Annotated in this window: 26 protein-coding genes; 18 read left to right on the top strand and 8 right to left on the bottom strand. The window is 34.8% G+C overall.

The annotated features are described in order from the left end of the window. From V7Z48_RS01185 to V7Z48_RS01140, 10 genes are all read left to right on the top strand, one after another. Complete coding sequence (locus V7Z48_RS01185) at positions 1-2,226, top strand: RelA/SpoT family protein (RefSeq protein WP_334111556.1); 2,226 nt, start codon at positions 1-3, stop codon at positions 2,224-2,226. Between the two features lie 26 nt (positions 2,227-2,252). Next, positions 2,253-2,705 (top strand): Fur family transcriptional regulator, encoded by a 453-nt coding sequence (locus tag V7Z48_RS01180; protein ID WP_334111555.1) that lies wholly within the window; start codon positions 2,253-2,255, stop codon positions 2,703-2,705. A 12-nt stretch (positions 2,706-2,717) separates the two neighbouring features. Continuing rightward, entirely contained in the window at positions 2,718-3,989 is a 1,272-nt protein-coding gene (locus V7Z48_RS01175) for an adenylosuccinate synthase (RefSeq protein ID WP_334111554.1), read from the top strand. 132 nt (positions 3,990-4,121) lie between these two features. Continuing rightward, a complete protein-coding gene (locus tag V7Z48_RS01170) occupies positions 4,122-5,855 on the top strand; it encodes an OstA-like protein (RefSeq protein WP_334111553.1) in 1,734 nt (577 codons plus the stop codon). Positions 5,856-5,867: 12 nt separating this feature from the next. Then, positions 5,868-7,058, top strand: a complete 1,191-nt coding sequence (locus tag V7Z48_RS01165) for an aspartate aminotransferase family protein (protein WP_334111552.1) — start codon at positions 5,868-5,870, stop codon at positions 7,056-7,058. Positions 7,059-7,211: 153 nt separating this feature from the next. After that, entirely contained in the window at positions 7,212-8,618 is a 1,407-nt protein-coding gene (locus V7Z48_RS01160; protein WP_334111551.1) for a tetratricopeptide repeat protein, read from the top strand. 42 nt (positions 8,619-8,660) lie between these two features. After that, positions 8,661-9,623, top strand: coding sequence for a DUF368 domain-containing protein (locus V7Z48_RS01155; RefSeq protein WP_334111550.1), 963 nt, complete (start codon positions 8,661-8,663; stop codon positions 9,621-9,623). 2 nt (positions 9,624-9,625) lie between these two features. Then, a complete protein-coding gene (locus V7Z48_RS01150) occupies positions 9,626-10,645 on the top strand; it encodes a DUF368 domain-containing protein (RefSeq protein ID WP_334111549.1) in 1,020 nt (339 codons plus the stop codon). Beyond that, on the top strand, positions 10,638-11,372 hold the full coding sequence (locus tag V7Z48_RS01145; RefSeq protein WP_334111548.1) for a shikimate dehydrogenase family protein: 735 nt from the start codon (positions 10,638-10,640) through the stop codon (positions 11,370-11,372). The genes V7Z48_RS01150 and V7Z48_RS01145 overlap by 8 nt, the downstream gene beginning before the upstream one ends. A gap of 86 nt (positions 11,373-11,458) precedes the next feature. Then, positions 11,459-13,555 carry a DUF349 domain-containing protein gene (locus V7Z48_RS01140; RefSeq protein WP_334111547.1) on the top strand — a complete coding sequence of 699 codons (2,097 nt, stop codon included), beginning with the start codon at positions 11,459-11,461 and terminating at the stop codon, positions 13,553-13,555. Between the two features lie 160 nt (positions 13,556-13,715). On the opposite strand, the gene mazG is transcribed toward V7Z48_RS01140, so the two are convergent. From mazG to ruvX, 5 genes are all read right to left on the bottom strand, one after another. Then, entirely contained in the window at positions 13,716-14,489 is a 774-nt protein-coding gene (gene mazG, locus V7Z48_RS01135) for a nucleoside triphosphate pyrophosphohydrolase (protein ID WP_334111546.1), read from the bottom strand. A gap of 12 nt (positions 14,490-14,501) precedes the next feature. Further along, a complete protein-coding gene (locus V7Z48_RS01130; RefSeq protein WP_334111545.1) occupies positions 14,502-14,921 on the bottom strand; it encodes a DUF5606 family protein in 420 nt (139 codons plus the stop codon). Positions 14,922-14,966: 45 nt separating this feature from the next. Next, positions 14,967-15,557 carry a peptide deformylase gene (gene def / locus V7Z48_RS01125; protein WP_334111544.1) on the bottom strand — a complete coding sequence of 197 codons (591 nt, stop codon included), beginning with the start codon at positions 15,555-15,557 and terminating at the stop codon, positions 14,967-14,969. 110 nt (positions 15,558-15,667) lie between these two features. After that, complete coding sequence (locus V7Z48_RS01120) at positions 15,668-16,261, bottom strand: T9SS type A sorting domain-containing protein (RefSeq protein WP_334111543.1); 594 nt, start codon at positions 16,259-16,261, stop codon at positions 15,668-15,670. 158 nt (positions 16,262-16,419) lie between these two features. Then, a complete protein-coding gene (ruvX, locus tag V7Z48_RS01115; protein WP_334111542.1) occupies positions 16,420-16,830 on the bottom strand; it encodes a Holliday junction resolvase RuvX in 411 nt (136 codons plus the stop codon). A gap of 224 nt (positions 16,831-17,054) precedes the next feature. Between ruvX and V7Z48_RS01110 the strand changes: the two genes are divergently transcribed. Together V7Z48_RS01110 and V7Z48_RS01105 are read left to right on the top strand one after the other, a co-directional pair. After that, positions 17,055-17,870, top strand: coding sequence for a 2,3,4,5-tetrahydropyridine-2,6-dicarboxylate N-succinyltransferase (locus V7Z48_RS01110; protein ID WP_334111541.1), 816 nt, complete (start codon positions 17,055-17,057; stop codon positions 17,868-17,870). Between the two features lie 52 nt (positions 17,871-17,922). Continuing rightward, complete coding sequence (locus V7Z48_RS01105) at positions 17,923-18,984, top strand: glycosyltransferase family 9 protein (RefSeq protein WP_334111540.1); 1,062 nt, start codon at positions 17,923-17,925, stop codon at positions 18,982-18,984. 4 nt (positions 18,985-18,988) lie between these two features. Here V7Z48_RS01105 and V7Z48_RS01100 read toward each other — a convergent pair whose 3' ends face one another. Further along, on the bottom strand, positions 18,989-19,807 hold the full coding sequence (locus tag V7Z48_RS01100; RefSeq protein WP_334111539.1) for a glycosyltransferase family 2 protein: 819 nt from the start codon (positions 19,805-19,807) through the stop codon (positions 18,989-18,991). 41 nt (positions 19,808-19,848) lie between these two features. Here V7Z48_RS01100 and V7Z48_RS01095 point away from each other — a divergent pair, with 41 nt between their 5' ends. After that, positions 19,849-20,613, top strand: coding sequence for a glycosyltransferase family 2 protein (locus V7Z48_RS01095; protein ID WP_334111538.1), 765 nt, complete (start codon positions 19,849-19,851; stop codon positions 20,611-20,613). Here the strand turns inward: V7Z48_RS01095 and V7Z48_RS01090 are convergent, their stop codons facing one another. Both V7Z48_RS01090 and V7Z48_RS01085 read right to left on the bottom strand, forming a co-directional pair. Continuing rightward, entirely contained in the window at positions 20,614-21,378 is a 765-nt protein-coding gene (locus V7Z48_RS01090) for a lipopolysaccharide kinase InaA family protein (RefSeq protein WP_334111537.1), read from the bottom strand. Next, entirely contained in the window at positions 21,375-22,028 is a 654-nt protein-coding gene (locus V7Z48_RS01085) for a class I SAM-dependent methyltransferase (RefSeq protein WP_334111536.1), read from the bottom strand. Before V7Z48_RS01085 ends, V7Z48_RS01090 begins: the two co-directional genes overlap by 4 nt. Before the next feature lie 168 nt (positions 22,029-22,196). Between V7Z48_RS01085 and V7Z48_RS01080 the strand changes: the two genes are divergently transcribed. From V7Z48_RS01080 to V7Z48_RS01060, 5 genes are read left to right on the top strand one after another with little or no spacing between them, the layout of a single operon-like run. Beyond that, positions 22,197-22,994: a glycosyltransferase family 2 protein gene (locus V7Z48_RS01080; RefSeq protein ID WP_334111535.1), complete on the top strand. Its 798-nt coding sequence runs from the start codon at positions 22,197-22,199 to the stop codon at positions 22,992-22,994. A 3-nt stretch (positions 22,995-22,997) separates the two neighbouring features. Beyond that, complete coding sequence (locus V7Z48_RS01075; RefSeq protein WP_334111534.1) at positions 22,998-23,921, top strand: glycosyltransferase family 2 protein; 924 nt, start codon at positions 22,998-23,000, stop codon at positions 23,919-23,921. A gap of 20 nt (positions 23,922-23,941) precedes the next feature. Beyond that, positions 23,942-24,505 (top strand): L-threonylcarbamoyladenylate synthase, encoded by a 564-nt coding sequence (locus V7Z48_RS01070; protein WP_334111533.1) that lies wholly within the window; start codon positions 23,942-23,944, stop codon positions 24,503-24,505. Positions 24,506-24,512: 7 nt separating this feature from the next. Further along, positions 24,513-25,934, top strand: coding sequence for a CCA tRNA nucleotidyltransferase (locus tag V7Z48_RS01065; RefSeq protein ID WP_334111532.1), 1,422 nt, complete (start codon positions 24,513-24,515; stop codon positions 25,932-25,934). Next, positions 25,931-26,971, top strand: coding sequence for a COX15/CtaA family protein (locus V7Z48_RS01060; protein ID WP_334111531.1), 1,041 nt, complete (start codon positions 25,931-25,933; stop codon positions 26,969-26,971). Before V7Z48_RS01065 ends, V7Z48_RS01060 begins: the two co-directional genes overlap by 4 nt. Positions 26,972-26,993: the final 22 nt, after the last annotated feature.

The raw sequence follows: 26,993 nt of genomic DNA, 5'->3' as shown, positions 1-26,993 counted from the left end.
ATGACCGAAGTTGATTTAGAACAAGAAAATGCCAAAATTGCAAAAGCCTACAAAGAGCTTTTAAAAGTTAGTTATCGCACACTTACTACCGACGATAAAAAACTTATTAGAGCAGCCTTTGATGTGGCTGTAGATGCACATAAAAATCAACGGCGCAAATCTGGCGAAGCCTATATTTTTCACCCAATAGCAGTTGCAAAAATTGTTGCCAAAGAAATTGGGCTGGATGCCATTTCAATTGCAGCCGCTTTGCTACATGATGTGGTTGAAGACAATGATGATTACAACCTATCGGATATTGAGCGACTTTTTGGTGAAACCGTCGCCAAAATCGTCGATGGACTTACAAAAATTTCGCGCTTAGACAAAGGTACAGATGTGTCGATGCAAGCAGAGAATTTTAGAAAAATGCTTCTCACGCTAAACGACGATGTTAGGGTAATTATCATCAAAATTGCCGACCGTTTGCACAACATGCAAACCATGGAGTCTATGCGCTCCGATAAGCAGGTAAAAATTGCTTCAGAAACACTGTATATATACGCACCTTTAGCCCACAAAATTGGACTTTACAATATTAAAATAGAACTTGAAGATTTAGGATTAAAATATACCGAACCAGAAGTATATTACGATATTCTAAATAGAATGCAAGAAAGCAAGGAGGAGCAAGATGCTTATATTCAAGATTTTTCACGCGTTATTGTGGATTCACTTAATAAAGAAGGATTGAACTACGAAATAAAAGGGCGTCCAAAATCCATTTATTCCATTCGGCAAAAAATGCTCAAGCAAGGTGTTTCTTTTGATGAAGTTTACGACAAATTCGCAGTGCGAATTATTTATAAATCTGATGCCTCAAACGAAAAATTTCTCGCTTGGAAAATCTATTCGATAGTCACCGATCATTTTACGCCAAACCCTGTGCGATTACGGGATTGGATTTCTTCGCCAAAATCAACCGGATATGAAGCATTACACATTACTGTAGTTGGTCCTAAAAGTCGTTGGGTCGAGGTACAAGTAAGAAGTGAACGTATGAACGAAATAGCCGAAAAAGGCTATGCTGCTCATTTCAAATACAAACAAGGTACCACGGGTAAACAAGAACAAGAGGAAGATGTTTTAGACAACTGGATTGACAAGCTTCAAGTTGCCTTAGAAAACAATGAAACCAATGCTGTTGATTTTGTTGAGCAATTTAAACTGAACTTATATTCCAAAGAGATATTTGTATTTTCGCCAAAAGGCGACTTAACGTCTTTGCCAAAGGGCGCGACACCTTTAGATTTTGCCTTTAGCGTTCACACAGAGGTTGGTTTAAAAACGCGCGGTGCCAAAGTAAATGGCAAGCTAGTACCGTTGAGTTATGTTTTACAAAGTGGCGACCGTGTAGAAATATTGACCTCAGAAAACGCCAAACCCAACGCCAACTGGTTAGATTATGCGACTACCGCTCGCGCTCGCAGCAAAATAAAATCTTCATTAAACGCCGATAAAAAAGATATTGCCGAAGATGGCAAAGAAATATTGCGCCGTAAACTTAAATCACTCAAAATTATTTTGAATGAAAAATCGGTGAACGAAATGGTGACGTATTTTAAATTGAGTACCTCGCAAGATTTATTTTACAGAGTTGGAAACGGCAGTATAGATAACACCATGCTAAAGTCATTTGTAGCATCACGTAGCAGTGCCTTTGTTAGTTATCTAAAAAGTAAAATATCCCGCAAGCCAGAAGTTCCAAAAGATATTGATAGAGATGAAATTACATCCAAATATGATATGCTTGTTTTTGGCAAGGATGAACAAAAATTAGACTATAAAATCGCTAATTGTTGTAACCCAATTCCTGGTGATGAAGTTTTTGGATTTTTAACCATCAACGAAGGTATAAAAGTTCATAAAAAAACTTGTCCAAATGCGCTAAGCCTGCAATCTAACTATGCCTATAGAATTATGCAGGCCAAATGGATTGATTCTTCTCAACAAGAATACACTTCACAAATAACACTTTCTGGTATTGATAATTTAGGGCTGGTTAATGAAATCACAAAATTGATTTCTCAAAACATGCATGTTAATATGAAAAGTTTAAGCTTCGACAGTGATGATGGCGTATTTAACGGTAAAATTACCGTGGTGGTAAAAAATATAAATATGCTTAAAAAACTAATCGATAATTTGAAAAAAATTAATGGAATTCATAAGGTAACACGCGTATAAAAAAAGTGTAAATTTGCACCACAATTATGAGTGAAAAAACAAAGCATAGCAATCAAGAAATAGTAAAAAATGTTTTTACCAAATTTCTAGAAGCCAACGGCCATCGGAAAACACCAGAACGTTACGCCATTCTTCAGGAGATATATGATAGTAATGAGCATTTTGATATAGAGTCACTCTACATCAATATGAAAAACAAAAACTATCGTGTAAGTCGTGCAACCCTTTACAACACCATAGAACTTCTTTTAGATTGCGCTTTAGTGCGAAAACATCAGTTTGGACAAAGTCAAGCGCATTACGAAAAATCATATTTCGATAAACAACACGACCATGTCATACTTACAGACACGGGCGAGGTAATGGAATTTTGCGACCCTCGTATTCAGTCGATCAAAAAAACCATAGAAGAAGTATTCGATATTGAAATCAACAACCATTCACTCTACTTTTACGGAACTAGAAAAACAACCAAATAACTTAAATTTAACATGGCAGTAGATTTACTACTAGGTTTACAATGGGGAGACGAAGGCAAAGGAAAAATTGTTGACGTTTTCACCTCTAAATACGATATTATCGCACGCTTTCAAGGCGGCCCAAATGCAGGTCACACCCTAGTCTTTAACGGACAAAAACACGTGCTACACACCATCCCTTCTGGAATATTTCACGACAATACCATCAATATTGTCGGCAATGGCGTAGTAATAGATCCTGTTATTTTCAAAAAAGAACTTGAAAAACTTGACGCACAAAAGGTACCCTATCAAAAGTCCTTGATGATTTCAAGAAAAGCCCACATTATTCTGCCTACGCATCGATTGCTAGATGCTGCTAGCGAAACCTCCAAAGGAAAGGCAAAAATAGGTTCAACTCTTAAAGGAATCGGTCCAACCTACATGGATAAAACAGGACGAAATGGTATAAGAGTTGGAGATTTAGAACTTGCCGATTGGAAGTTGAAATACCGTGCCTTAGCCAATAAGCACGAAGCTTTGATTGCATTCTACAATGTAGACGTACAATATAATTTAGACGAACTGGAAGCTGAGTTTTTTGAAGCAGTAAAAACATTAAAATCACTTCAATTCATAGACTCCGAAGAATATATTTACCAAGCCCAACAACAAGGGAAAAGCATTTTAGCCGAAGGCGCTCAGGGTTCGTTATTGGATATTGATTTTGGCACCTATCCATTTGTTACTTCATCTAATACGACAGCTGCAGGTGCTTGTACAGGGTTAGGTATACCGCCAAGTGCAATTGGTGACGTATTTGGAATTTTTAAAGCCTACACCACAAGAGTTGGTTCTGGCCCATTTCCTACCGAACTTTTTGACGAATATGGAGAAACCATGGGACGTGTTGGTAACGAATTTGGAGCTACCACAGGACGCGCGAGACGTTGCGGCTGGTTAGATTTAGTGGCTTTAAAATACGCTTGCCAAATTAATGGCGTTACCCAACTCATCATGATGAAAGGCGATGTGCTTTCTGGCTTTGACAAGTTGAAGGTTTGTACGGCTTATAAATACAAAGGTGACATCATTACCCATTTACCTTACAATATTGAAGCAGAAAACATCGAACCTATATACAGCGAATTTAAAGGTTGGCAAGCCGATCTTACTGGTATGAGCAAAGGAGAAGAGTTACCAAAAGAACTTAACGACTACATTGCCTTTTTGGAGCAAGAATTAAATATTCCGATAACCATTGTATCTGTAGGTCCAGACCGAAAACAAACCATTGTTAGGTAAGTAAATAACTGCAATAAGTCTGTTAAAAAATATGTTAATCTATAATTTTAGATACATATAGAAGTTATTCTAAAAAAAGTGCTGCTTTTGAAACACGTCAGAATTTTAATTTCCATTTTTTTATTGCTCGTTGTGTTCAAAACGAATGCACAAGAACAAAAGCGCATAAAAATTATGTATTCTGGTTTTGCGGTCACTAGTCCAGAGCTTGGCGAAGGCGTTCGAGAATTCCGAAGAGATAATTCACAGCAAGTTCATTTCATACACGAAGGTGTTAATTTATACTGCGACAAAGCCTTATATTACGAAAATGAAGATTTTATTGAAGCCTTCAGCAACGTAAATATGCAACAAGGCGACACGATAAATATGACTTCAAAATATGCCGAATACAGCGGTAAAACACAGCTGGCCTTTGCAAGAGGCGATGTTGTTTTAACCGAACCACAGTCGGTACTTACAACAGACAAGCTTTATTTTGACAGAACTAAGCAACAAGCTTATTACACAACTGGAGGAAGAGTGGTAAGAGATACCTCTGGAACCATAACTAGCACGATTGGTAGATACTATATGTCCACGAAAAAATATCAATTTGTGGACAATGTTGTTTTGGTAAATCCTGAATATGTTTTAAAAACAAACCGTTTAGATTTTTTTACTGAAAATGGTCATGCTTATATGTATGGTCCATCAACCATTGTTGGAGAAACTAGCACCATTTATTGCGAACGCGGCTTTTACAACACCAATAATGATACGGGTTATTTTATAAAAAACTCAAGAATAGATTACGATAACAGAGTGGTTGTAGGTGATAGTATTTATTTCAACAGAAATACGAGTTTTGCCTCTGCAACCAACAATATCACTGTAACAGATACCATCAACAACAGTATTGTTAGAGGACATTACGCCGAAGTTTTCAGAGAAAAAGATTCCGTCTTTATCACCAAACGTGCTTTGGCCATTTCGGTTCAGGAGAATGACTCCATTTACATGCGCAGTGACACGTTAATGCTTACCGGGCCTGAGGAGCATAGAATTACGCGTGCCTTTTACAATGTGAGAATTTTTAAGAGCGATCTTTCTGGCAAAGCCGATTCGGTTCATGTTGACCATAAAAAAGGATTAACTCAAATGATTAACCTTAAACGATTCTCATCAGGTGATGCATTTAGCACGGCGCGCAAACCTATTTTATGGAATATGGGAAACCAAATGACGGGCGACACCATTCATCTTATTTCAAATGTTGAAACCGAAAAACTAGATTCTTTAAAGGTGTTCAACAATGCGTTTTTGATTAGTAAAGACAGTTTAAGTGACGGTTATAATCAAATAAAAGGACAGATTCTGATTGGTTTATTTAGAGAGAATGAACTTTATAACGTTGATATTATTAAAAACGCTGAAGTAATTTATTACGCCTATAACGACGAAAATGAATTGGTTGGAATAGATAAGTCAAAATCCGCTACTATCAACATTCAAATTGAGGATAGTGAGATTACAGAAATAAGCAAGTTGAAACAAATTGATGGGATGATTTATCCAGAGGAAGATTTCCCCAAAAACGCGCGGATTTTTCGAGGATTTGACTGGCGAGGAGACGAACAACCCATGAGTGTTGAGGATTTATTTAAGGACGATCCACCTTTAATTTTACCAGTGATTCGAGGTTTAGATGAATATATTCCGCAGGAAGAATTTTTTGATGAAGCTTTAATGGAACGTGTTGAAGCCACCAAAAAAGATAAAGACGACACCACAAGCAAAGCAGCAAGGCATATACCTACAAAAGAAACAGATACTGTTTTAAAGCAGGAGAAAGTTCAGCCTAAGATAAGTAATAAAAAAGACTGATTTTAAGTTACAATGCAGCAAGATTTTTTTCAATACCAAGCACAAACTACGCCGCATCCGTTGGCCATGGAAATTTCCCATGCTGAAGGCTCTTATATTTATGACATTCACAACAATAAATATTTAGACTTTGTGGCTGGGGTTTCGGCTTGTAGCTTAGGCCATAAACATCCCAGAGTTGTAGAAGCCATTAAAGCTCAATTGGACAAATATTTACATGTGATGGTTTATGGTGAATATATACAAGAATCAGCTTTAAAGCTCAGCAAACTATTAGCCCAACACCTACCAAAAAACCTCAGCACAACCTACCTTACCAATTCAGGTACAGAAGCTATTGATGGTGCCATAAAACTAGCAAAACGTGTTACAGGTAGAGGCGAAATTATTGCGGCGCATCACGCTTACCACGGAAGTACCATCGGAGCCTTAAGTATTATGGGATTTGAAGAACGCAAACGCGCCTTTAGACCCTTAATGCCAGATGTTCGGTTTATCGGGTTTAATAATTTAGAAGATATTCAACAAATCACAAGCAAAACAGCAGGTGTTGTTTTAGAAACCATTCAAGGTGGTGCTGGTTTTATAGAACCTCAAAATGATTATCTCAACAAAGTGCAAGCGCAATGTAACAAAGTTGGCGCTTTACTTATTCTAGATGAAATTCAGCCGGGTATTGGGAGAACAGGAAAGTTATTTGGATTTGAACATTTTAATTGCATTCCAGATGTGGTTGTAACTGGCAAAGGACTTGGTGGCGGCATGCCTATTGGCGCCTTTACCGCTTCAAAAGAACATATGATGCAGTTAAGCAGTGAGCCTAAATTAGGTCATATTACAACCTTTGGTGGGCATCCAGTTATTGCAGCGGCAGCATTGGCAACCTTACAAGAAATTACAGAAACCAATCTAATCGAGCAGACTTTAGAAAAAGAGCAATTAATTAAAAAACATCTTGTACATCCGTTAATTTCGGAAATTAGAGGACGTGGATTAATGTTGGCTGCCATTACAAGTTCGGCGGACATAACCAATCAAATGGTATTAAAATGTCAGGACAAAGGACTCATTCTATTTTGGTTGTTGTACGAGCCAAAAGCCATTAGAATTACACCACCTTTAACTATATCAAACGATGAAATAATTGAAGGCTGTAACATAATGACATCAGTTTTAGATGAAATTTTTAACTCAAGTTCTTAATTAACTAGATTTAACTTCAGTATAGATCAATTTAAAATACTGTTTTTCAATATATAACACCTGTTAATTAAATTGTTGAAAACATTAACATTAGAAAAGCCTTTAATCGAAATAGAACCTTAATTTTATTTCAACCACAAATACAATGTGCTTATGGAGTTTGGTCACGAAGACGAACACTACAATTTATCGCTCAACAAATTTGAATCCATGCTTAAAACGAATAATGTTTTATTCTTTGATTCAGAGGAATTTGAAAACATTATTCACCATTACTTAGAATTAGGCAAAGTCGGTTTAGCCAAAAAAGCCTTAAAACTTGGTTTGGAACAACATCCAGCCTCTGTTAACCTGCAATTGTTTCAGGTAGAAATGTACGTGATGACCGATGATTTTGACAAAGCGAATAAGTTATTAGATAAGCTGTATGAATTAGAGCCCAATAACGAAGAAATCTTTATTCAAAAAGCCAATGTATTATCTAAACAAGATGAACATTTAAAGGCTATCGACGCATTAAAAATCGCTTTACAAATTACCGATGCTCCTGAAGAAAACATCGATCTTTACGGGCTTATAGGGATGGAATATCTTTTCCTAGACGATTATGATAATGCTCGGCATTATTTCACCCAATGCATTGCCTTAGATCCTGAAGATTATTCTGCACTATACAATATTATTTATTGTTACGACTTCGCCGAAAAAAGTGAAGAAGCTATTATATTTTTAAATACTTATTTAGATCAAAATCCTTACAGTGAAGTTGCTTGGCATCAGTTAGGGCGACAATATTTCAATAAAAAGGCTTACGTAAAAGCACTAGCAGCCTTTGATTTTGCCATAATTTCCGACGACACCTTTGTGGGTGCTTATTTAGAAAAGGGAAAAGTACTTGAAAAACAACGCAAATATCTCGAAGCTATTGAAAATTATAAATTTACACTAGCCTTAGACGAGCCATCATCTTTTGCATTATTGCGTATCGGTCACTGTTATCAAAAAATGGAGCAAAACGATTTAGCGCTCCATTACTTTTACAAAACGGTTCATGAAGACCCGCTATTAGATAAAGGCTGGATTGCCATTACAAAATACTATATCAAACTCAAAAATTATCAAAAAGCACTTTATTACATCAATAAAGCTGTAAATATCGATTCTGAAAATGTATTTTACTGGAAAGTTTATGCGCAAATTAACCACCGATTAAAATTCTATGAAGAAGCAGAACGCGGTTACAAACGCACACTAGAATTAGGCAATTACGAAATAGAAACATGGATTGCCCGCGCCGATATCTTAATTCAGTTAGGCGAATATGAGGCCTCCGTATACAACTTGGAACAAGCAGCCGAATTTTATCCAGAAAATGCTGAAATAAATTTTAGGATGGCAGGTTTATTTTTTACGCTTTCTGATTTTTACAAGGGCGAATACCACTTCAACAATGCCATAAAAGAAAATGCTGATTACCAATTTATTTTAGACGAGCTGTTTCCAAATCTATCTAATAATCCGTTAATCCGCGATATTATTTCAAAAACTAAAAAGGCTTAGTTGTAATTTATCTACCTTTATCGCAAAAGAAAACAGTTTTAAATGCACAGACGTTTAATTGATTATTTTGTGGTCACCCTTAAAGGTATTGCCATGGGAGCTGCCGACGTAGTTCCAGGAGTTTCTGGAGGCACAATTGCTTTTATTTCAGGAATATATGAAGAACTTATTGAAAGCATAGAGAAAGTCAATCTAGATGCTTTTAAAGTATTGCGACAATCGGGTTTTAAAGCAGCTTGGCATAGTCTTAATGGAAATTTTTTAGCCTCGCTTTTTTTAGGAATTGCTATTAGTATTTTTTCATTAGCCAAAATTATAAAGTGGCTTCTTCTTAACGAAGCTGTATTACTTTGGTCGTTCTTTTTTGGATTGGTAGTTGCCAGTATTATCTTTATTGGCAAACAAATTAAAGGCTCTAATATAGCAGTAATATTGGCAATTATGTCAAGCAGCATACTTTCTTACTATATCACCTTAGCCGAACCTTTTGCGTCTCCGGATAGCAATATTTACTTAATTTTTTGTGGCTTTCTGGCTATCATCGCGATGATCTTACCTGGAGTTTCAGGTGCCTTTATTTTATTAATTTTAGGAGCTTATCAAATTGCGATTGAAACCATAAATAATTTAATTGAAGGTATCGTCACATTTAATTCTGACCTATTTTTTGATGCTTTGGTAAAATTTCTAATGATTGGTTTAGGCGCCATTATTGGGTTAAAATTATTTTCAAAAGTCTTGAACTGGATGTTTAAACATCATAAAAACTTAACCTTAGCCATATTAACTGGGTTTATGATAGGTTCCTTAAATAAAATATGGCCCTGGAAAAACGTGCTGACATGGCGATTAAATTCCGACGGCATCAAGATACCTCTATTAGAAAAAAGTATAATGCCTAGTGAATTTGAAGGCGATTCAAAAATTGTTTTGGCCCTAATCTTTATGGTTATTGGATTTTTAACTATTTTCATCTTAGAAAAATTAGGTTCCAAACGTCCTTAAATATGCAACAAACACGGTCATTCTCAGATAAGCTATTTTTAGTGATTAAGGGGATTGCCATGGGTGCTGCCAACAAAGTTCCAGGGGTTTCAGGTGGTGTGGTGGCTTTTGTAGCTGGATTTTACGAAGAATTTATATACTCACTTCAAAAAGTAAATAAAAAGGCATTTAAATTATTGATTAACGGTCGATTTAAAAGCTTTTTTCAATACACTAACGGGCGATTCTTAGGGCTTTTATTTTTCGGTATGGTCGTGAGTTATTTTAGTGTATCAAAAGTTTTAGATTACTTCTTAATTCGTTACGAGCTTTATGTTTGGAGTTTATTTTTCGGAATGATTCTAGGCTCGATTCACTACATCAACAAAGAATTTAAAATTTGGTATTTAAAAACAAGAATTGCTCTTATTATTGGAATAGCCCTAGGAGTTGGTATTAGTTTTTTAAATCCTGCCACAGAAAACGATAATCTCATATTTGTGTTTTTCTGCGGTATTGTAAGTGTTTCTGGAATGACCTTACCTGGATTTTCAGGTTCTTTCATTCTAATCCTTTTAGGAAACTATGTTTTGCTGTTGGTAAACTCAGTCAATGCTTTATTTGATACCATGGCAGACATCGTGCAACTAGATTTCAATTTCTTAAACAATGCTGAGAGAATGCGGCTTTTGCAAGTATTAGTGGTTTTCACACTCGGTTCTGTTGCTGGTTTGGTAACGTTCTCGCATTTTTTAACTTACATTCTTAAACACTATCGTAAAATAACTTTAGCCACCATTATTGGTTTTATTGTTGGCTCATTAGGTGTGGTTTGGCCATGGAAAAAGACTATTTACAAAACCTCAGAAACGGGTGAATACATTTTGGATCCCGACGGTGCAAAAATTATTGAAAACTTCCAACGCTTTTTACCTGAATTAAATTTAGAAACTTTAATGGCGGTAGTATATATTATAATAGGAATATTAACGGTACTAACCTTAGAATGGTACGGCCAAAAAACCCTTAAAACACATGCCTGAATTTGGATTAATAGGTAAAAACATAGCCTATTCATTTTCGAAAACTTACTTTAATGAAAAATTCAAAACTGAAAATCTACCAGATGTTTATCTCAATTACGACATTCAGCATATAGAAGAAATAAACGCAATTGTAACAAACAATTCCAAGCTCAAAGGTTTAAATGTCACTATTCCTTACAAAGAGACGGTTATACCACATTTAGATAAACTGTCTAAAACAGCCTTAAAAATTGGCGCTGTAAACACCATCAAAATTTCCAAAAACGGAAAATTAAAAGGTTATAATACCGATTATTACGGCTTTAAAAAATCTCTAATATCAATTTTAAAACCGCAACATAACAAAGCCCTAATTTTAGGTACTGGTGGCGCTTCGAAAGCAATAGCTTATGCTTTGCACTCGCTGGAAATTCCTTACAGCTTTGTTTCCAGAAATTATTCGGAAAAAGTGAATTTTGTATATCAAAATTTAACACAGCAAATAATTGAACAACATACCATTATTATTAATTGTACGCCCTTGGGCACTCATCCGAATATTACGCAATGTCCAGATATACCGTACGAATTCATTTCTGAAAAACACTTACTCTTCGATTTAATCTACAATCCATCAGAAACATTATTCCTATCAAAAGGCAAAGAACATGGCGCTCAAATCATGAATGGATTACCGATGCTTCAATTTCAAGCAGAAAAAGCTTGGGAAATTTGGAATAAGTGATTATTTCGGGTTAATAAAAGCCTTTGTTTTGAAATTCAACAATCTAATAGTATCTTTATCAATTCAACATATAAACACATTGAAAAATGTTAGAGAATGACAACCTGCAAAATGCAGATGGACACAAAGAAGATAAGCTTAACGATTTGGTTCACACAGAAAAAGAATCGGTTGAAGAACCTATTCCTACTTCTGAATTAGTAGAAGAAACAAGTCCAGAAACTATTGAAAACTCCAAAGATAAAACAGTCGAAATTACTGAAGAAGTCGCTCCTATAATTTCGAATAACGACGATGAAATAACAGCTGAAAATCATGACGATGACGATGACCATGATCTAGATGGCGACAACGATGACGATGCCATAACCAACGCAAGCGACAAAGAATTAAACCATGTAGATTCTATTGAGGCATCTAATGCAGAAGATGCGGAAGACGAATCTAATAACGAACGTCACGAACTTCAAGAAAAAGATTACCATACACTTTCAATGGATGAATTGGTAAACGAATTTGAAGGATTAATTGCCAGCAGAAAAATTCAAACCATTAAAAAACATGTTGACGATATTCGTAATGAATTTAACCAAAAATATAAAGAGCTTTTTGAAGAAAAAAAGGAAGAATTTATAAACGATGGTGGTAACGAAATTGATTTTTACTACACTAGCGACGTTAAAAAACGTTTCAATTCGGTTTATAAAGACTACAAAAATAAGCTGAATGCTTATTACAAAACTTTAGAAAACAATCTTAAGGCCAACCTTGAAAACCGACTTCAAATTATTGAAGAAATTAAAGGTTTGATTAACGTTGAAGAAAATATCAACACCACTTACAAACACTTTAAGGATTTACAAGAACAATGGCGTAATGCCGGACCTATTCCGCGTGATAATTACAACAATACTTGGAATACGTATCACCATCACGTTGAAATATTCTACGATTTTCTGCATCTTAATCGGGATTTACGCGACATGGATTTCAAGCATAATCTTGAAGAAAAACTCAAAATTATTGCCAGAGCCGAAGAACTCGCCCAAGACAATGACGTGCACCGTGCTTTTAGAGAATTACAGTTGTTACACAAGATTTGGAAAGAAGAATTAGGCCCTGTGGATCGCGAATACCGCGAAGATATTTGGAATAAATTTAGCGACGCTACCAAAATAATTCACGATAAACGCCAAAGTTATTACGAGGATTTAGATAAATCGTTTGAAGGTAATTTAGCTATTAAAAAGGAAATTATTGCTAAAATTGAAGCCATTGCCAACGATAAGAATGGCAATCATAACAGCTGGCAACAAAAAATCAAAGAAATAGCCGTACTTAGGGAAGCATTTTTTAAAGCAGGAAAAGTTCCCAAAGCGAATAATCAAGAAACTTGGGATAAATTTAAATCGGCCGTTAGGAATTTTAACCGTTCCAAGAATGCTTTTTACAAAAACTTGAAGAAGGACCAATACGATAATCTTCAAAAAAAGTTAGATCTTATAAAGGTTGCTGAAGACAATAAAGATAGTGACGACTTTGAAACGGTAACACCTTTAATGAAACAAATCCAAAATAGTTGGAAAGACATTGGTCATGTACCAAAAAAAGACAGCAATAAGGCTTGGAAACAATTTAAAAGTGCCTGTAATTATTATTTTGACAGATTACACAAAGAACGAAAATCTGCCGATAAAGAATTATACGAAGCCTTTGATAAGAAAAACGAGTTATTGAACACCCTAAAATCTTTTGAGTTTTCAGACAAACCTACGGACGACATTAAAGCGGTAAAGGCTATTATCGAATCGTGGAAATCGTTAGGTCATGTGCCTCAAAACAAGCGTTTTATTGAAGGCAAGTTTAATAAAACATTAGACGGTGTTTTTGACAAACTGAAAGTTGACAAACAAAAAGTTGAAATGATTAAGTTTGAAAACAAGCTAGAAGCATTGTCCAACCCAGATGATACACGTGCTCTAGATAATGAGCGCATTTTTATCAGAAAAAAAATTGATGAGATTAAATCTGAAATCAATCAATTAGAAAATAACCTGATGTTTTTCTCTAATGTAGATTCTGATAATCCTTTAGTAAAAGATGTTCACAAAAACATAGCCAAGCAAAAACAGATACTGCAAACTTGGAAAGATAAACTATCAAAAATCAAAGATTTATACTAACTAAAAACCCTGTTTGAAATTCAAACAGGGTTTTATAAAGTGCTATTAATCAATCAATCCTTAAACCGCTTAAAATACAAGAAAGATTGCCAACTAAATTACAAAAGCAAAACAGTTGTTGTTAATACCTAGATATACGAAAGGAAATTGATTTTGGATTTTAAATTTTTTTCGCTTCTTCCCAAAACACATCCATTTCGGCAAGCGTCATTTCTTTTAAGCTCTTATTTAGGGATTTAGATTTCTTTTCAAGGTATTGAAAACGTTTAATAAATTTTTTATTGGTACGCTCTAATGCATTTTCAGGATTAACTTTTAAAAACCTTGCGTAGTTTACAAGCGAAAACAAAACATCACCTAATTCATTTTCAATAGCATTGATGTTGCCATTATTAACTTCGTGTTGTAGCTCATTAAGTTCTTCCTGAACCTTTTCCCAAACCTGATTAGGTTCCTCCCAATCAAAACCAACACCAGCAACTTTATCTTGAATACGATTGGCTTTAACAACCGCCGGTAAACTTTTTGGTACACCTTCTAAAACGCTATTTTTGCCTTCCTTTAGCTTGAGTTGTTCCCAATTTCGTTTAACGTCTTCTTCGTTTTCGACTTTTACATCGCCGTAAATGTGTGGATGTCTCGAAATGAGTTTATCGCAAATACTATTGCAAACATCGGCCATATCAAAACTGTTGGTTTCGCTACCAATTTTGGCGTAAAAAACAATGTGTAGCAACACATCGCCCAATTCCTTTTTGACCTCATCTAAATCTTTGTCTAAAATGGCATCACCCAACTCATAAACCTCTTCAATCGTGAGATGACGCAATGTGTCCATAGTTTGCTTTTGGTCCCATGGACATTGTGCTCGCAACTCATCCATGATTATTAACAAACGGTTGAAAGCCTTGAGCTGTTCAGATTTATCGGTCATATACTAATTTATTTATTCTTCTTCATCAGAAGCAACAACGTCATCCGCATTTGGTAAAAGGTTATTTTTCTGAAGGATGTTATACCATTGAATCACCTTTTTAATATCGGATGCGTAAACGCGATCTTCGTCATAATCGGATAAAATTTCGAAAAAATATTCTTCAAGCGCATCTTTACTGTCTTTATGCGACACAGAAGTACCTTGACCATTTTCCTTTTCCTTTATAAGCTGAAGCACTTCGCTTAAGGGCTTCTCTTCGGTTAAAGTATAGATAGCAATTTCGCTTAAAATACTCACGTTACTGTGAACAGTGACATTCAAACGTTTGTTGTCTAACAAAGACTCTACAATGGCCCCATTACGCGTTTGGGTAATAATTTTAAACAATCCAGGTTTACCTGAAATAGACATGATTTTATCTAAGCTCATTATATTCTATGGTTTTGAGGTGAAAAGTTAAAAAAACTTCTGCTATTATCTTCTTTTTTTTAATAATGGGAATCGCATGCGATAATCCACCGATATATTACCTTTTGCAATGTTTGCCAAACGACCTTTAATGATACGTTTTTTAAAGGAAGAAAGTTTATCGGTAAATAAAATTCCTTCAATATGATCGTATTCATGTTGGATAACACGCGCTATCAAGCCGTTAAAAGTTTCAGTATGAATATTAAAATTTTCGTCTTGATATTTAATAGTAATTGTTGGTTTTCTAAACACATCTTCGCGCACATCGGGAATACTTAAACAGCCTTCGTTAAAAGCCCATTCGTCCCCAATTTCTTCAATAATTTCAGCATTAATAAAAACACGCTTAAAACCTTTCAATTGAAGTTGCTCTTCTTTTGAATAATCCTCATCTTCAGAAAAAGGAGTTGTATCAACCACAAATAACCTAATAGCTAGGCCAACTTGAGGTGCCGCTAAACCAACACCGAAGGCACCATACATGGTTTCAAACATATTATTAATCAAAGCTTCTAAATCAGGATAATTTTCTACAATTGGGGCTGCCTTTTTCTTTAAAACAACATCACCGTAGGCAACAATAGGTAAAATCATATTTTTAATTTTAGCCACAAAAATACAATTCTTCTACTATTACATCATCATAAGGAAATAAAAAAAGCGCCTATTAAAAAGTGCCTTTAGCTGTTTAAATATCGAATACATTATTTATTAATGATCACTTTTTTACTTATAGATGTTAAGTCGGTCTCAAGTTTTAACAAGTAAACACCATTACTAAAGCTAGATACATTAATACTGCTTGTATTTAAATTATCTACCGTTTTATTGTAAACTAATTTTCCTGTGATACTGTAAATCTTTATAGTACCAGATATAGATGAACCTAAACTGACATTTAAAGTATTTCCGCCATTTATAGGATTTGGATATAATTTTAAGGTTTTTAAAGCCACATCCATTTGAGCAGAAGATAAGGTTTGATTGGTGAGATTACCATCGGTATATTCGCATGTACCAAAACCAAAATCAGCCGTAAACGGGCTAAAAGTAGTTAAAGGACTTCCGGAAGAAAGATTGTAAACTGAAAAAACATCACCACAATCGCCTAACGAAAAAACCGAAGCACCAACCGAAACTTGACTTGGTCTATCAACACAATCGGAAGTTCCAGAATCATAAAAGAAATACAACGCCGAACCGTTGGTAAAACCAGTAGGAGGACAAAACTGTGCATGTAAGTTAGACTGATATAAAAGTCCTGTTAACAATAAGAAATAAATGTAAAATTGTTTCATAGATTTAGGGGTTTACAATTAACACATTCGAAATTAGTGACCAAGATAATAAACAGATACTTTGCATCGATTAAAGGTTGCTTTTATTCGATGTAATGCTCGGTTTAAAGCCCATATCCGATGAAAGGCCTACTTAAAATACACTTAAAATTTGAATATTAACGTGACGATAGATAACTTTGAAGTATAATTGTAGCACTAATTTGGTCAATTAAAGCTTTGTTTTGACGTTTCCTTTTACTCAAACCTCCATGAATCATAGATTGAAAAGCCATCTTGGATGTAAAGCGTTCGTCCACATCAATAACAGGTATTTCTGGAAACGATTTATTCAATAAAATTTTAAAATTGGCGACTGCCTCACTGCTGTCAGTAGTGGTATTTTGGAGCGATTTTGGTAATCCAACAACAAAGGTTTCAACTTGCTCGTTTGACAAATAGTCCTTCAAAAAAATGACAAATTTTTTGGGTTCTACAGTCGCCAAACCAGAAGCGATAATTTGCATGGGATCTGTAACAGCAATGCCTATGCGTTTGGTACCAAAATCAAAAGCCATAATACGTTTCATAATGCTAAAGTACAAAAAACGCCTTCAGAATATTTATAGTGATTATGTTAATTTCGAATCTTGAAACTATCCAACATTAATTTTTTTAATTTTAAATTCTTGATTTTGCATAGTTCAAACAGTGATAGCATCAAATGGTCAGACTCGTTTTTTTGGAAAATATTAGTAAAAATCACCTTGACCTCACTATTTATAAAATTATATTTGCACCATAATTGAATTTTATGACCACACTGCAACAAACCATAGAAAACGCTTGGAACGACCGAGCCTTACTTCAACAGGGAGATACCATCGCAAGCATAAGAGAAGTTATAAACCAATTAGACTTAGGAAAACTGCGTGTTGCAGAGCCTACAAGTACTGGATGGCAAGTGAACGAATGGGTTAAAAAAGCCGTGGTTTTATATTTTCCTATTCAAAAAATGGAAACTTTTGAAGTCGGTATTTTTGAATACCATGATAAAATTCCCTTAAAACGCGGTTACGCTGAAAAAGGAATACGAGTGGTTCCTCACGCTGTGGCTCGTCATGGCGCCTACATTTCTAAAGGTGTGATTATGATGCCGAGTTATGTTAATATTGGAGCCTTTGTAGATGAAGGAACTATGGTAGATACCTGGGCAACCGTGGGCAGTTGTGCACAGATTGGAAAAAACGTGCACCTTTCGGGCGGCGTTGGAATTGGTGGCGTTTTAGAACCACTTCAAGCTGCACCTGTTATTATTGAAGATAATGCTTTTATAGGGTCGAGATGTATAGTAGTTGAAGGTGTTAGAGTAGAAACCGAAGCCGTTTTGGGAGCTAATGTAGTTTTAACGGCCTCCACCAAAATTATTGATGTTACAGGCGACACACCCACTGAAACTAAAGGTTTGGTACCAGCACGATCAGTTGTGATACCAGGAAGCTATACCAAAAGTTTCCCTGCTGGTGAGTATCAGGTACCCTGTGCTTTAATAATAGGAAAACGCAAAGCATCAACCGACCTGAAAACCTCATTAAATGATGCATTACGAGAATATAATGTAGCTGTTTAGATTGTATTTATTCGTTTCTAAATCTGATGATAATCACGTTAGTTAACCATATTTGAAAATTTTAATTATACAACAAAAAATGATTGGTGATGTGCTAACTTCAAGCATTTTGTTTGAAGCTATTAAACATCAATATCCAAATGCCCAATTACATTATGTTATAAATGACCACACCTATCCTGTAGTACAAGGGCATCCTTACATAGGCAAATTTCATTTTTTCACCAAAGAACACCGTGGTAATATTTTCAAGCTTCTTCAATTTGTCTTTGCTATACGAAGGGAACGATTTGATGTAATTATCGATGTTTATTCAAAGTTATCAAGTAATTTAATGACGTTGTTTTCATCAGCCCAGATTAAAATTTCCAAACAAAAATGGTACACATCATTTATTTATAACTATACCTTTAGGGAGTTACGGCATGCCAATACCAACGCAGGTATCGCTATAGAAAATCGTTTACAATTATTGCAACCAATAAACATTGATTTCGCTAAAGCGGTTAAACCAAAAATCTACCTTACTCAAGCTGAAAAAAATAGCGCTAAAAATTTTCTAGAAGATAAGGGTATCAACTTTGACGATCCAATTTTTATGATCAGCGTTTTAGGAAGCGGTTTTAATAAAACTTACCCATTTGCTTATATGGCAGAAGTAATTGATAACATTGCCGCACAATTTCCCAAAAGTCAGATTTTATTTAATTATATCCCTTCTCAAAGGGAGCAAGCCAAATCCATATTCGATTTGTGTAAATCAGGCACTCAACATAATATACACTTTAATATCTTCGGCAATAGCATCAGAGAATTTTTAGCTATTTCCAGTTATTGCAAGGCTTTAATTGGAAACGAAGGCGGCGCAATTAATATGGCAAAGGCTTTAGATATAAAAACTTTCGCAATTTATTCTCCTTGGATTTCTAAAGAGGTATGGAGTGTTTTTGAGGATGGAAAGCACCACGTTTCCGTTCACTTAAAAGATTTTAAACCTAATCTGTTCAAAAATGATGACGCAAAATCAGTTAAAAAGAATGCGTTAATGTATTACAAGGAATTTTCACCAAATTTAATGATTCCTAAACTGAAGGAGTTTTTAAAAAATATTTAAGCTTCTATTTTTCAATTCCGTAAAGTGTTCTTTTAATGTTTTGGTGTTTGGTAGTAGTTCTTATTTGCTTATTTTTTTCAATCATTTCAGGTTTAACATACCCACGGGCATGATCTAAATGCAAACATATAGCACTATATCTCAACTGCTTAGCCTTTATGCCGCTGTTAAAAAGTCGTTCACCCAATTCTCTATCTTCTCCACCGTATTGCATACGCTCATCATAACCATTCGCCGAGAGAATATCTGATTTCCATCCTGATGAATTATGACCATTCCATGTAGCTTTAGTTGGGGTTACTGCATTTAAAAATTCCTGTTTAAATCCTTTCGCGGTGATTTTATTGTTTTTGAATGAAGATTTTAATCCATGTTGTTTCAACCAGTCTATATCAAAACAAATTTGGCTTTCTATTTCCTTTCTACCAATTATCTTACTAATTTTCATTGGTAACTTAAAGTAACCTCCTGATAAAAAATAACCTTGTTCCTTATTCTCTGCGTGAATTTGAAGAAAATCCTTTCGCGCGATACAATCACCATCTGTATAAACTAAATAATCACCTTTACTAGCTACTGTAGCTTTATTGAGAATGATAGTTTTCTGAAAGCCATTATCCTCATGCCAAACATGCTGAATGGGATATGAAACATCTTTTTGAATTTGATCAATAAGCAATTTTGTGGCTTCACCTGATCCATCATCTGCTATAACGACTTCAAAATTTTTAAAGGTTTGATGTTCATAACTCCAAAGCACCTTTTCTAGCCATTCAGGCTGATTGTAAGTACTGATAATAACTGATAAATCAATTGTATTCATTGATGCAAAAATAACTATTTTTACACAATCGCTAAGTAACTATGATTAAACTATCAGCAGTAATTATAACCTATAATGAAGCCAAAAATATCAAAAGATGTTTAGCTTCGTTAATAGGTGTTGCAGATGAAATTATTGTAGTCGACTCCTACTCTACCGATAATACGAAAGCCATTTGCCAAAGCTTTGAGCTTACCTTTCTTGAACAGGAATTTCTAGGTTACGTCGAACAGAAAAATTTCGCACTCAAACGCGCTAGTCATAACTATATCGTGTCTTTAGATGCAGATGAGGCACTTTCTGAAACTTTAAAAAAAAGCATTCTAAAACTTAAAAACAATTGGGAATGCGATGGCTACTACTGCAATAGATTTAACAATTTTTGCGGTCAATGGATCAAACATTCCGATTGGTATCCCAATAAAAAAATTCGGGTTTTTGACCGAACTAAAGCCTTTTGGGATGGTCATTTAATACACGAATCTATTACATTTAAAAACAAATCGCCCAAGCTTGGCCATTTAAAAGGTGATATTTTACACTATACCTATCAAAGCTACTCCGAATTCAATTTAAAAACTGAACATTTTTCAAACTTAAGCGCACAGTCTTATTTTGAGCTCGGAAAGAAAGCACCTGTCTGGAAAATTGTAGCTAATCCTTTGTGGGCATTTTTTAAAGCCTATGTTCTAAGACTTGGTTTCTTAGATGGTTTTAACGGATTTGTAATTTGTGTACAAACAGCCAACATTACATTTCTTAAATATTCTAAACTGAAAGAATTGCATAAAAACAATACAACTTAGTTATCGTTTCCAAAATTTAAACTTCTTTTTCAAAGCAATTTTTCGGTGATACTTCTTTTGAAAGTCCTCAGTGTAATGCCACATAAGTGTGAATATTTTTTCGTAAGCGATGCCGGAGCATTTTGAATATTCATCGCTCATTACCTCAACCATAGACCGTTTTGGGGTTAATCGCGATAAGTTTTTCATGCGCAATTCAAAGGACATAGTGTCGTGAAAATTCATTCGGTTTAAATCCACTAAGAAAAATTGATAGTCACTATGTTCACCTTGTTTAATAAGTGTATTTCCCGGCGAATGGTCTTTAAATTCAATACCCTTTTGATGAAGGTCAAATGAAAACTTGGTAAACTGGCGTAAAATGCTATCGTTACTTGGATACTCAGGAATTTCAACCAACTCCCTAAAGGTCAAATCACAATCCAGATGTTGGCTAACATAATAGCTGTCTTGAAGTCCGAGCCAATTAAAATTTTCCAAATACATAATCGGTTCAGGTGTGCCAATTCCTTTACTTTCCAGAATTTTAGCATATTCAAAAGAGCGTCGCGCCTTAGATTTTCTGAAATATTTGTAGGCGACTTTATTGATAAAGTTAGGAACTTTGAAGGATTTGATGTTGATAGTGAAGCCATCAACTTCATACAGTTTAATCTTGTTACGGTCACCATTACCAAACAAAACTCCTTTTGTTTCAAAATGCTTTATGGCATCAAGAACCTTCTTTTCTGAAATATTACATTGATGATTAAAAATATAGTTCATGACTTTTTAACTCGGGCAACAGTAGCGTATTGCAGCACTCTAATATCCATATGCGTAAAAAGCAGTAGAATGTTTAATAATATCGGCTTTAAGGATTTTGTTTTGTTAATTGGTTCGTGCTTTAAAATGTTAAAACCTAAATTTTCGTACATCCTTATAATGCTTTTACTTGTGAAAAATCGCAAATGTGTCTTATCCATGGTTCCATGGTCTTCATATTTCCAATCCTTACCGAAAACAACTTTAGCAAAAGTTCTATAAAAGCGCACATTGGGAATCGAACTTATCACCACACCTGTAGCTGATAATTTCGATTTTATAATTTCCAAAACAGAATAAGGATCAGCCAAATGTTCTATGACATCGTTGAAAAATATAACATCAAAATAATTATTGGGCAACTCTTCTAAAAAGTCTTCGCATGGCCCTGTGAACACTTTATCCAAAACCGTTGACGCGATTTCTGCCTCATCCTTCATGAGCTCGATACCCCATACTTCAGCCGATTCTTGTGTTTTAACAATAGATGCAAAAGCTCCGTTGCCGCAACCAACATCTAAAACTCTCCTTGGAGTCAACGGCAAAAACGCAAGCATTTCCTTCCGAACATTGTCGTAATACCCGGATGGCTTGTCTTTATAATATTTCAAATGAAAAGATTAAATAGGGTTAGGTGCTAAAGTTCAAAAATATAAAAAAAATGATAACTTGCTTCTTAATTGAACAGTTATAAAAGCTAAGACATTCATTTAATTCTGAGTCTAAATTTTCAATGGAACTTTGTGCTTGTTTAATTCTTAAATAATTATTTTTAACCAATGAAACCACACCCAACCTGCACCCTAGTTACACCAACCTATAATTGGCCCGAAGCCTTAGAGCTTTTGCTTTTAAGTGTTTTAAATCAAACTGTATTACCCAATGAAGTGATAATAGCCGACGATGGTTCAAAAAAAGAAACACGTCAATTAATTGAAAACTTTCAACAGAAATTTCCAATACCACTTATTCACATTTGGCATGAGGACCTTGAAAACCGAAAGCCAAGAATTATGAATCAAGCCATTGCAAAAGCCAAGTTCGATTATATTGTTGAAATTGATGGGGATATTATTATGCATAAAAACTTTATCGAAGACCATTTAAATTTCTCTGAAAAAGGTCACTACTTGTATGGATCTAGAGTTAATATTCAAAAAAAAAATATACCTAAAATTTTTAATCAGAAAAAAATACATTTCGGATTTTTTAGTGAAGGAATTAAAAAAAGAGGTCGTACACTTCATATACCCTTTTTAATGCGTTTCGCTAAAACATCAAACACAAGATCTACAAAATTAAGAGGTTGTAATATGTCTTTTTGGCGTGACGACTTCATTAAAATAAATGGTTTTAACGAAAATTTAGTTGGATGGGGTATTGATGATTCTGAAATGATACAGCGTCTTCACAATATTGGCATTCAGGGCAAACGACTTAAACATGCCGGAATTGTATATCACATTTATCATCCCGAACAATCTAAAAGTCATATTGAACTCAATTTAGAAATTGAAAAAAAAACCACCCATAAAAAAATCACCTATATTGAAAAAGGTGTCAATCAATTTCTATAATCCATGAGTGATGTAGCCGTTATTTTAATTAATTACAATTCAAGTCATCATACGATTAGTTGCGTTGAATCCATTTTTTCAAAAACTAATACTAAGCTTCATTTTGAAATAATAATCACCGACAACTGCTCCGAAACAGAAGATTTTAACACCCTAAAAAAATTTGTAAACAAACAGAGTAATCCTAAATTAAAACTGTATCGAAGTCCTACAAATACAGGTTTTGGCGGTGGTAATATGCATGGTTATCAATACACAAATGCACCATATGTAGCTTTTGTAAATAACGATACTCTTTTTCTAAATGATTGCTTATCAATCTTAAAAAAATATCTAGAAACAGATGACGCTATAGGTGTTGTTGGTGGCCAAGCTTTCAAAGAAAATGGTGATTTCATGATTTCTTTAGATCATTTTGCTTCTCCAATGCGTGAAATTTTAGGACGTTCGTTTTTGGAATTCATCAATCCAAAAAAATATCCCAAACGAAAAAAAGCTTACCTAAAACCGATTACAGTTAATTTTGTACCGGGAAGTTTTATGATGCTTCGTCGTAAGGATTTCGAATCAGTAGGCGGTTTTGACCGACAAATTTTCTTGTATTACGAAGAAACCGATTTATGTTTGCGCTTGAAAAAAATCAATAAATCGGCTGTTTTAGTCCCTGAGGCAAAATTTACACACTTACATGGCGCTAGTACCGGAAAATCCATTCCTATTAAAAAAGAGCTGAAAATTTCATTATTATATATTATGAAAAAACATTATGGAAATTGGGGTTATTTTTCGGTGTTTGCTTTTCTATTAATTAAATATGGGATGAGTAGTATCATTAAATCGAAAAACAGACCGTTATTTAGCTTAATTTTAAAAGGTGCTCCAATGAGTGAGTCTTTGCAATACAAACAATCGTTAAAAGAAGTTTAATCTTCCAAATTTTTCAATAAATGACTTTACATACTGAAATTCAACAAGCCTTAAACATCCTCAAAAACGGTGGCACCATTCTATATCCTACCGATACCGTGTATGGGATTGGTTGTGATGCAACTAATTACGAAGCTATTGAAAAAATATTTCAAATAAAAAAAAGAGAGGAAAGCAAAGCGCTTATTTGTTTAGTTTCTGATTTTAAAATGTTGGAGCAATACATATCGAATGTTCCAGATTTGGCATATAATATTTTAAAATATGCCAAAAAACCAACTACCATTATTTACGATCAACCTGTTCACATTGCTGAAAACTTGGTGGCGGCGGACAACACTCTAGCCATAAGAGTAGTTGACCGTGGTTTTGCACACCAATTAATTAGGAAATTAAAAAGGCCAATTGTATCAACTTCTGCAAATATTTCGGGGAAACCTACACCAAAACATTTCAGTGAAATTAGCGGTAGTATTTTAAAAGGTGTAGACTATGTTGTAAATTTGCCAAACGAAAACGGCAATGCCGATCCATCCTCTATAATTAGATTGGGAAATGACGGTACCGTTAAGGTGATACGGTAATAAATTGATGAATTACAAAACAGCATTACAACATCCCATTTTTTCAAAAATATCTGAAGCGGCGGCATCCTTACAACTTGATGCTTATGCGATTGGTGGTTTTGTACGTGATTTTATTTTAGAACGCGGTGATGCCAAAGACATTGACATTGTAGCAATTGGCAGCGGTATAGAACTGGCTAAAAAAGTAGCGTCGTTATTACCAAATAAACCGAAGGTGAAAGTTTTTAAAACATACGGCACAGCCATGTTGCGTTACCAAGATATCGAAATTGAATTTGTAGGTGCGCGCAAAGAATCATATATCGAAAACAGCCGCAATCCTATTGTTGAAAACGGCACCCTTGAAGACGATCAAAATCGCAGAGATTTTACCATAAATGCCATGGCGATTAGCTTAAACCAGGAACGCTACGGAGATATACTCGATCCGTTTAACGGTATTGATGATTTACGAAATAAAATAATAAAAACCCCGCTTAATCCTGACATTACTTACAGCGATGATCCACTAAGAATGTTACGCGCCATTCGATTTGCAACGCAACTTAACTTCACAATTGAAGCCGAATCCTTGGCCTCCATTTCAAAAAATCATCAGAGGATAACTATTATAACCAACGAACGGATTGTAACTGAATTGCATAAAATAATGGAAAGCGAACAACCGTCAAAAGGCTTTTTATTATTAGAAAAAACAGGATTGCTAAAACACATTTTACCAGAACTTATAGCTTTAAAAGGTATTGAAGAAATTGAAGGACAACGCCATAAAGATAACTTCTACCATACCTTAGAAGTGCTTGATAATATTTCCAATCATACCGATAACCTTTGGTTGCGTTGGGCTGCATTATTACACGATATTGGCAAAGCGCCTACCAAAAAATTTCATAAAACAATTGGATGGACCTTTCACGGTCATGAATTTGAAGGCTCAAAAATGGTTTACAAATTATTCAAAAGACTAAAAATGCCTTTGAATGACAAAATGAAATATGTTCAAAAATTGGTATTTATGAGTTCCAGACCCATTGCTCTGGCCGATTATGTCACCGACTCAGCAGTACGCAGACTTGTTTTTGATGCTGGTGATTTTGTTGATGATTTAATGACGCTTTGCGAGGCAGATATCACGACGAAAAATCCAAAGAAGTTTAAAAAATACCATCACAATTTTCAATTGGTAAGGGAAAAAATTGAAGAAGTTGAAGCCCGGGATCACATCAGAAATTTTCAGCCACCAATAAGTGGCGAAGATATAATGACCACCTTTAACTTAAGTCCATCACGTGAAATCGGTATTATAAAAGAACGCATTAAAGAAGCTGTTTTAGAGGGTGAAATTCCCAACCAATACGAAGCGGCTTACGAGATGATGCTCAAGGAAGGTGAAAAATTAGGTTTAAAAGTTGCAACCAAATCATGATTAAAAAATTCAGAAAAACCGCCAAAATAGCCTTAGTGCTTATTTATTTTGTGATTATTGCCGGGGCTGTAGTAAGAATGACCGGCTCAGGAATGGGATGCCCGGATTGGCCAAAATGCTTTGGTTATTATATTCCACCAACCGAAGCTTCGGAGCTTGAGTTTAAACCAAATTACACCTATAAAAAAGGAATTGTCATTATTGTAGATGAAGCGCTTAAAGTGGCCAAGAAAGACTTTGTTTCTGGCACAACTTTAAACGATGAAAATTGGACGGATTTCACAGCCCACGATTATGCCATATACAATCCTTTACATACTTGGGTAGAATATATTAACCGCCTTATCGGCGCACTTTCAGGAATACCCATTCTTATCTTTACCATCATGTCTATTTGGCTTTGGAAAGATAATAAATGGTTGCTTCCACTGAGTGTTATAACCGTTTTTGCCATGGGTTTTCAGGCATGGCTAGGTAAAACCGTCGTGGATTCTAATTTGGCGCCTTTTAAAATAACCATTCATATGGTAATGGCCTTGGTAATTGTGTTTATCATATTGTATTTAATTTACGCCTCCAAAACAAGCTTCAAAAATCAAATAGCAGACAAAACTTTTCAATGGGCACTAATAGCGGCCACAGTTCTTACTTTAGTTCAAATAGTTTTAGGCACACAGGTAAGACAATATGTTGATGAACAAGTTAAAGAAATTGGCTATATCAAAAGTGAGTGGCTAGCCGAGCCAACCTTAAATTTTTATATTCATCGTTCATTATCCATTTTAGTATTAATTTTAAATGGATGGCTATTTTTAAGAAACCGAAAATTACAACTCGGATACCAAAAAATTAGTTTAGTAATGTGGTGTATTGCCTTAGAAATACTGACCGGAATTGCTATGTACTATTTTGATTTTCCTTTTTCAACACAGCCTTTACATTTGGTAATTGCTGCAATTATGATAGGCATACAATTCTATTTAATTCTTGAAAGCAGCAAGCTAAATCAAAGGCAAACGCAAGTCTCTTCAACTTAATTAGTATCTTTGTTACGTAAAA

Origin of the sequence: Paucihalobacter sp., from assembly GCF_036825875.1 — a bacterium.
Classification (GTDB): domain Bacteria; phylum Bacteroidota; class Bacteroidia; order Flavobacteriales; family Flavobacteriaceae; genus Paucihalobacter.
This window is presented reverse-complemented; position numbering and strand designations above follow the sequence as displayed.

What these genes read in the sequence shown, in the direction of transcription:
- V7Z48_RS01185 (WP_334111556.1), top strand. Translation starts at nt 1, where the DNA reads ATGACCGAAGTTGATTTAGAACAAGAAAATGCCAAAATTGCAAAAGCC.
- V7Z48_RS01180 (WP_334111555.1), top strand. Translation starts at nt 2,253, where the DNA reads ATGAGTGAAAAAACAAAGCATAGCAATCAAGAAATAGTAAAAAATGTT.
- V7Z48_RS01175 (WP_334111554.1), top strand. Translation starts at nt 2,718, where the DNA reads ATGGCAGTAGATTTACTACTAGGTTTACAATGGGGAGACGAAGGCAAA.
- V7Z48_RS01165 (WP_334111552.1), top strand. Translation starts at nt 5,868, where the DNA reads ATGCAGCAAGATTTTTTTCAATACCAAGCACAAACTACGCCGCATCCG.
- V7Z48_RS01160 (WP_334111551.1), top strand. Translation starts at nt 7,212, where the DNA reads ATGGAGTTTGGTCACGAAGACGAACACTACAATTTATCGCTCAACAAA.
- V7Z48_RS01155 (WP_334111550.1), top strand. Translation starts at nt 8,661, where the DNA reads ATGCACAGACGTTTAATTGATTATTTTGTGGTCACCCTTAAAGGTATT.
- V7Z48_RS01150 (WP_334111549.1), top strand. Translation starts at nt 9,626, where the DNA reads ATGCAACAAACACGGTCATTCTCAGATAAGCTATTTTTAGTGATTAAG.
- V7Z48_RS01145 (WP_334111548.1), top strand. Translation starts at nt 10,638, where the DNA reads ATGCCTGAATTTGGATTAATAGGTAAAAACATAGCCTATTCATTTTCG.
- V7Z48_RS01140 (WP_334111547.1), top strand. Translation starts at nt 11,459, where the DNA reads ATGTTAGAGAATGACAACCTGCAAAATGCAGATGGACACAAAGAAGAT.
- mazG (WP_334111546.1), bottom strand. Translation starts at nt 14,489, where the DNA reads ATGACCGATAAATCTGAACAGCTCAAGGCTTTCAACCGTTTGTTAATA.
- V7Z48_RS01130 (WP_334111545.1), bottom strand. Translation starts at nt 14,921, where the DNA reads ATGAGCTTAGATAAAATCATGTCTATTTCAGGTAAACCTGGATTGTTT.
- def (WP_334111544.1), bottom strand. Translation starts at nt 15,557, where the DNA reads ATGATTTTACCTATTGTTGCCTACGGTGATGTTGTTTTAAAGAAAAAG.
- V7Z48_RS01120 (WP_334111543.1), bottom strand. Translation starts at nt 16,261, where the DNA reads ATGAAACAATTTTACATTTATTTCTTATTGTTAACAGGACTTTTATAT.
- ruvX (WP_334111542.1), bottom strand. Translation starts at nt 16,830, where the DNA reads ATGAAACGTATTATGGCTTTTGATTTTGGTACCAAACGCATAGGCATT.
- V7Z48_RS01110 (WP_334111541.1), top strand. Translation starts at nt 17,055, where the DNA reads ATGACCACACTGCAACAAACCATAGAAAACGCTTGGAACGACCGAGCC.
- V7Z48_RS01100 (WP_334111539.1), bottom strand. Translation starts at nt 19,807, where the DNA reads ATGAATACAATTGATTTATCAGTTATTATCAGTACTTACAATCAGCCT.
- V7Z48_RS01095 (WP_334111538.1), top strand. Translation starts at nt 19,849, where the DNA reads ATGATTAAACTATCAGCAGTAATTATAACCTATAATGAAGCCAAAAAT.
- V7Z48_RS01090 (WP_334111537.1), bottom strand. Translation starts at nt 21,378, where the DNA reads ATGAACTATATTTTTAATCATCAATGTAATATTTCAGAAAAGAAGGTT.
- V7Z48_RS01080 (WP_334111535.1), top strand. Translation starts at nt 22,197, where the DNA reads ATGAAACCACACCCAACCTGCACCCTAGTTACACCAACCTATAATTGG.
- V7Z48_RS01075 (WP_334111534.1), top strand. Translation starts at nt 22,998, where the DNA reads ATGAGTGATGTAGCCGTTATTTTAATTAATTACAATTCAAGTCATCAT.
- V7Z48_RS01070 (WP_334111533.1), top strand. Translation starts at nt 23,942, where the DNA reads ATGACTTTACATACTGAAATTCAACAAGCCTTAAACATCCTCAAAAAC.
- V7Z48_RS01065 (WP_334111532.1), top strand. Translation starts at nt 24,513, where the DNA reads ATGAATTACAAAACAGCATTACAACATCCCATTTTTTCAAAAATATCT.
- V7Z48_RS01060 (WP_334111531.1), top strand. Translation starts at nt 25,931, where the DNA reads ATGATTAAAAAATTCAGAAAAACCGCCAAAATAGCCTTAGTGCTTATT.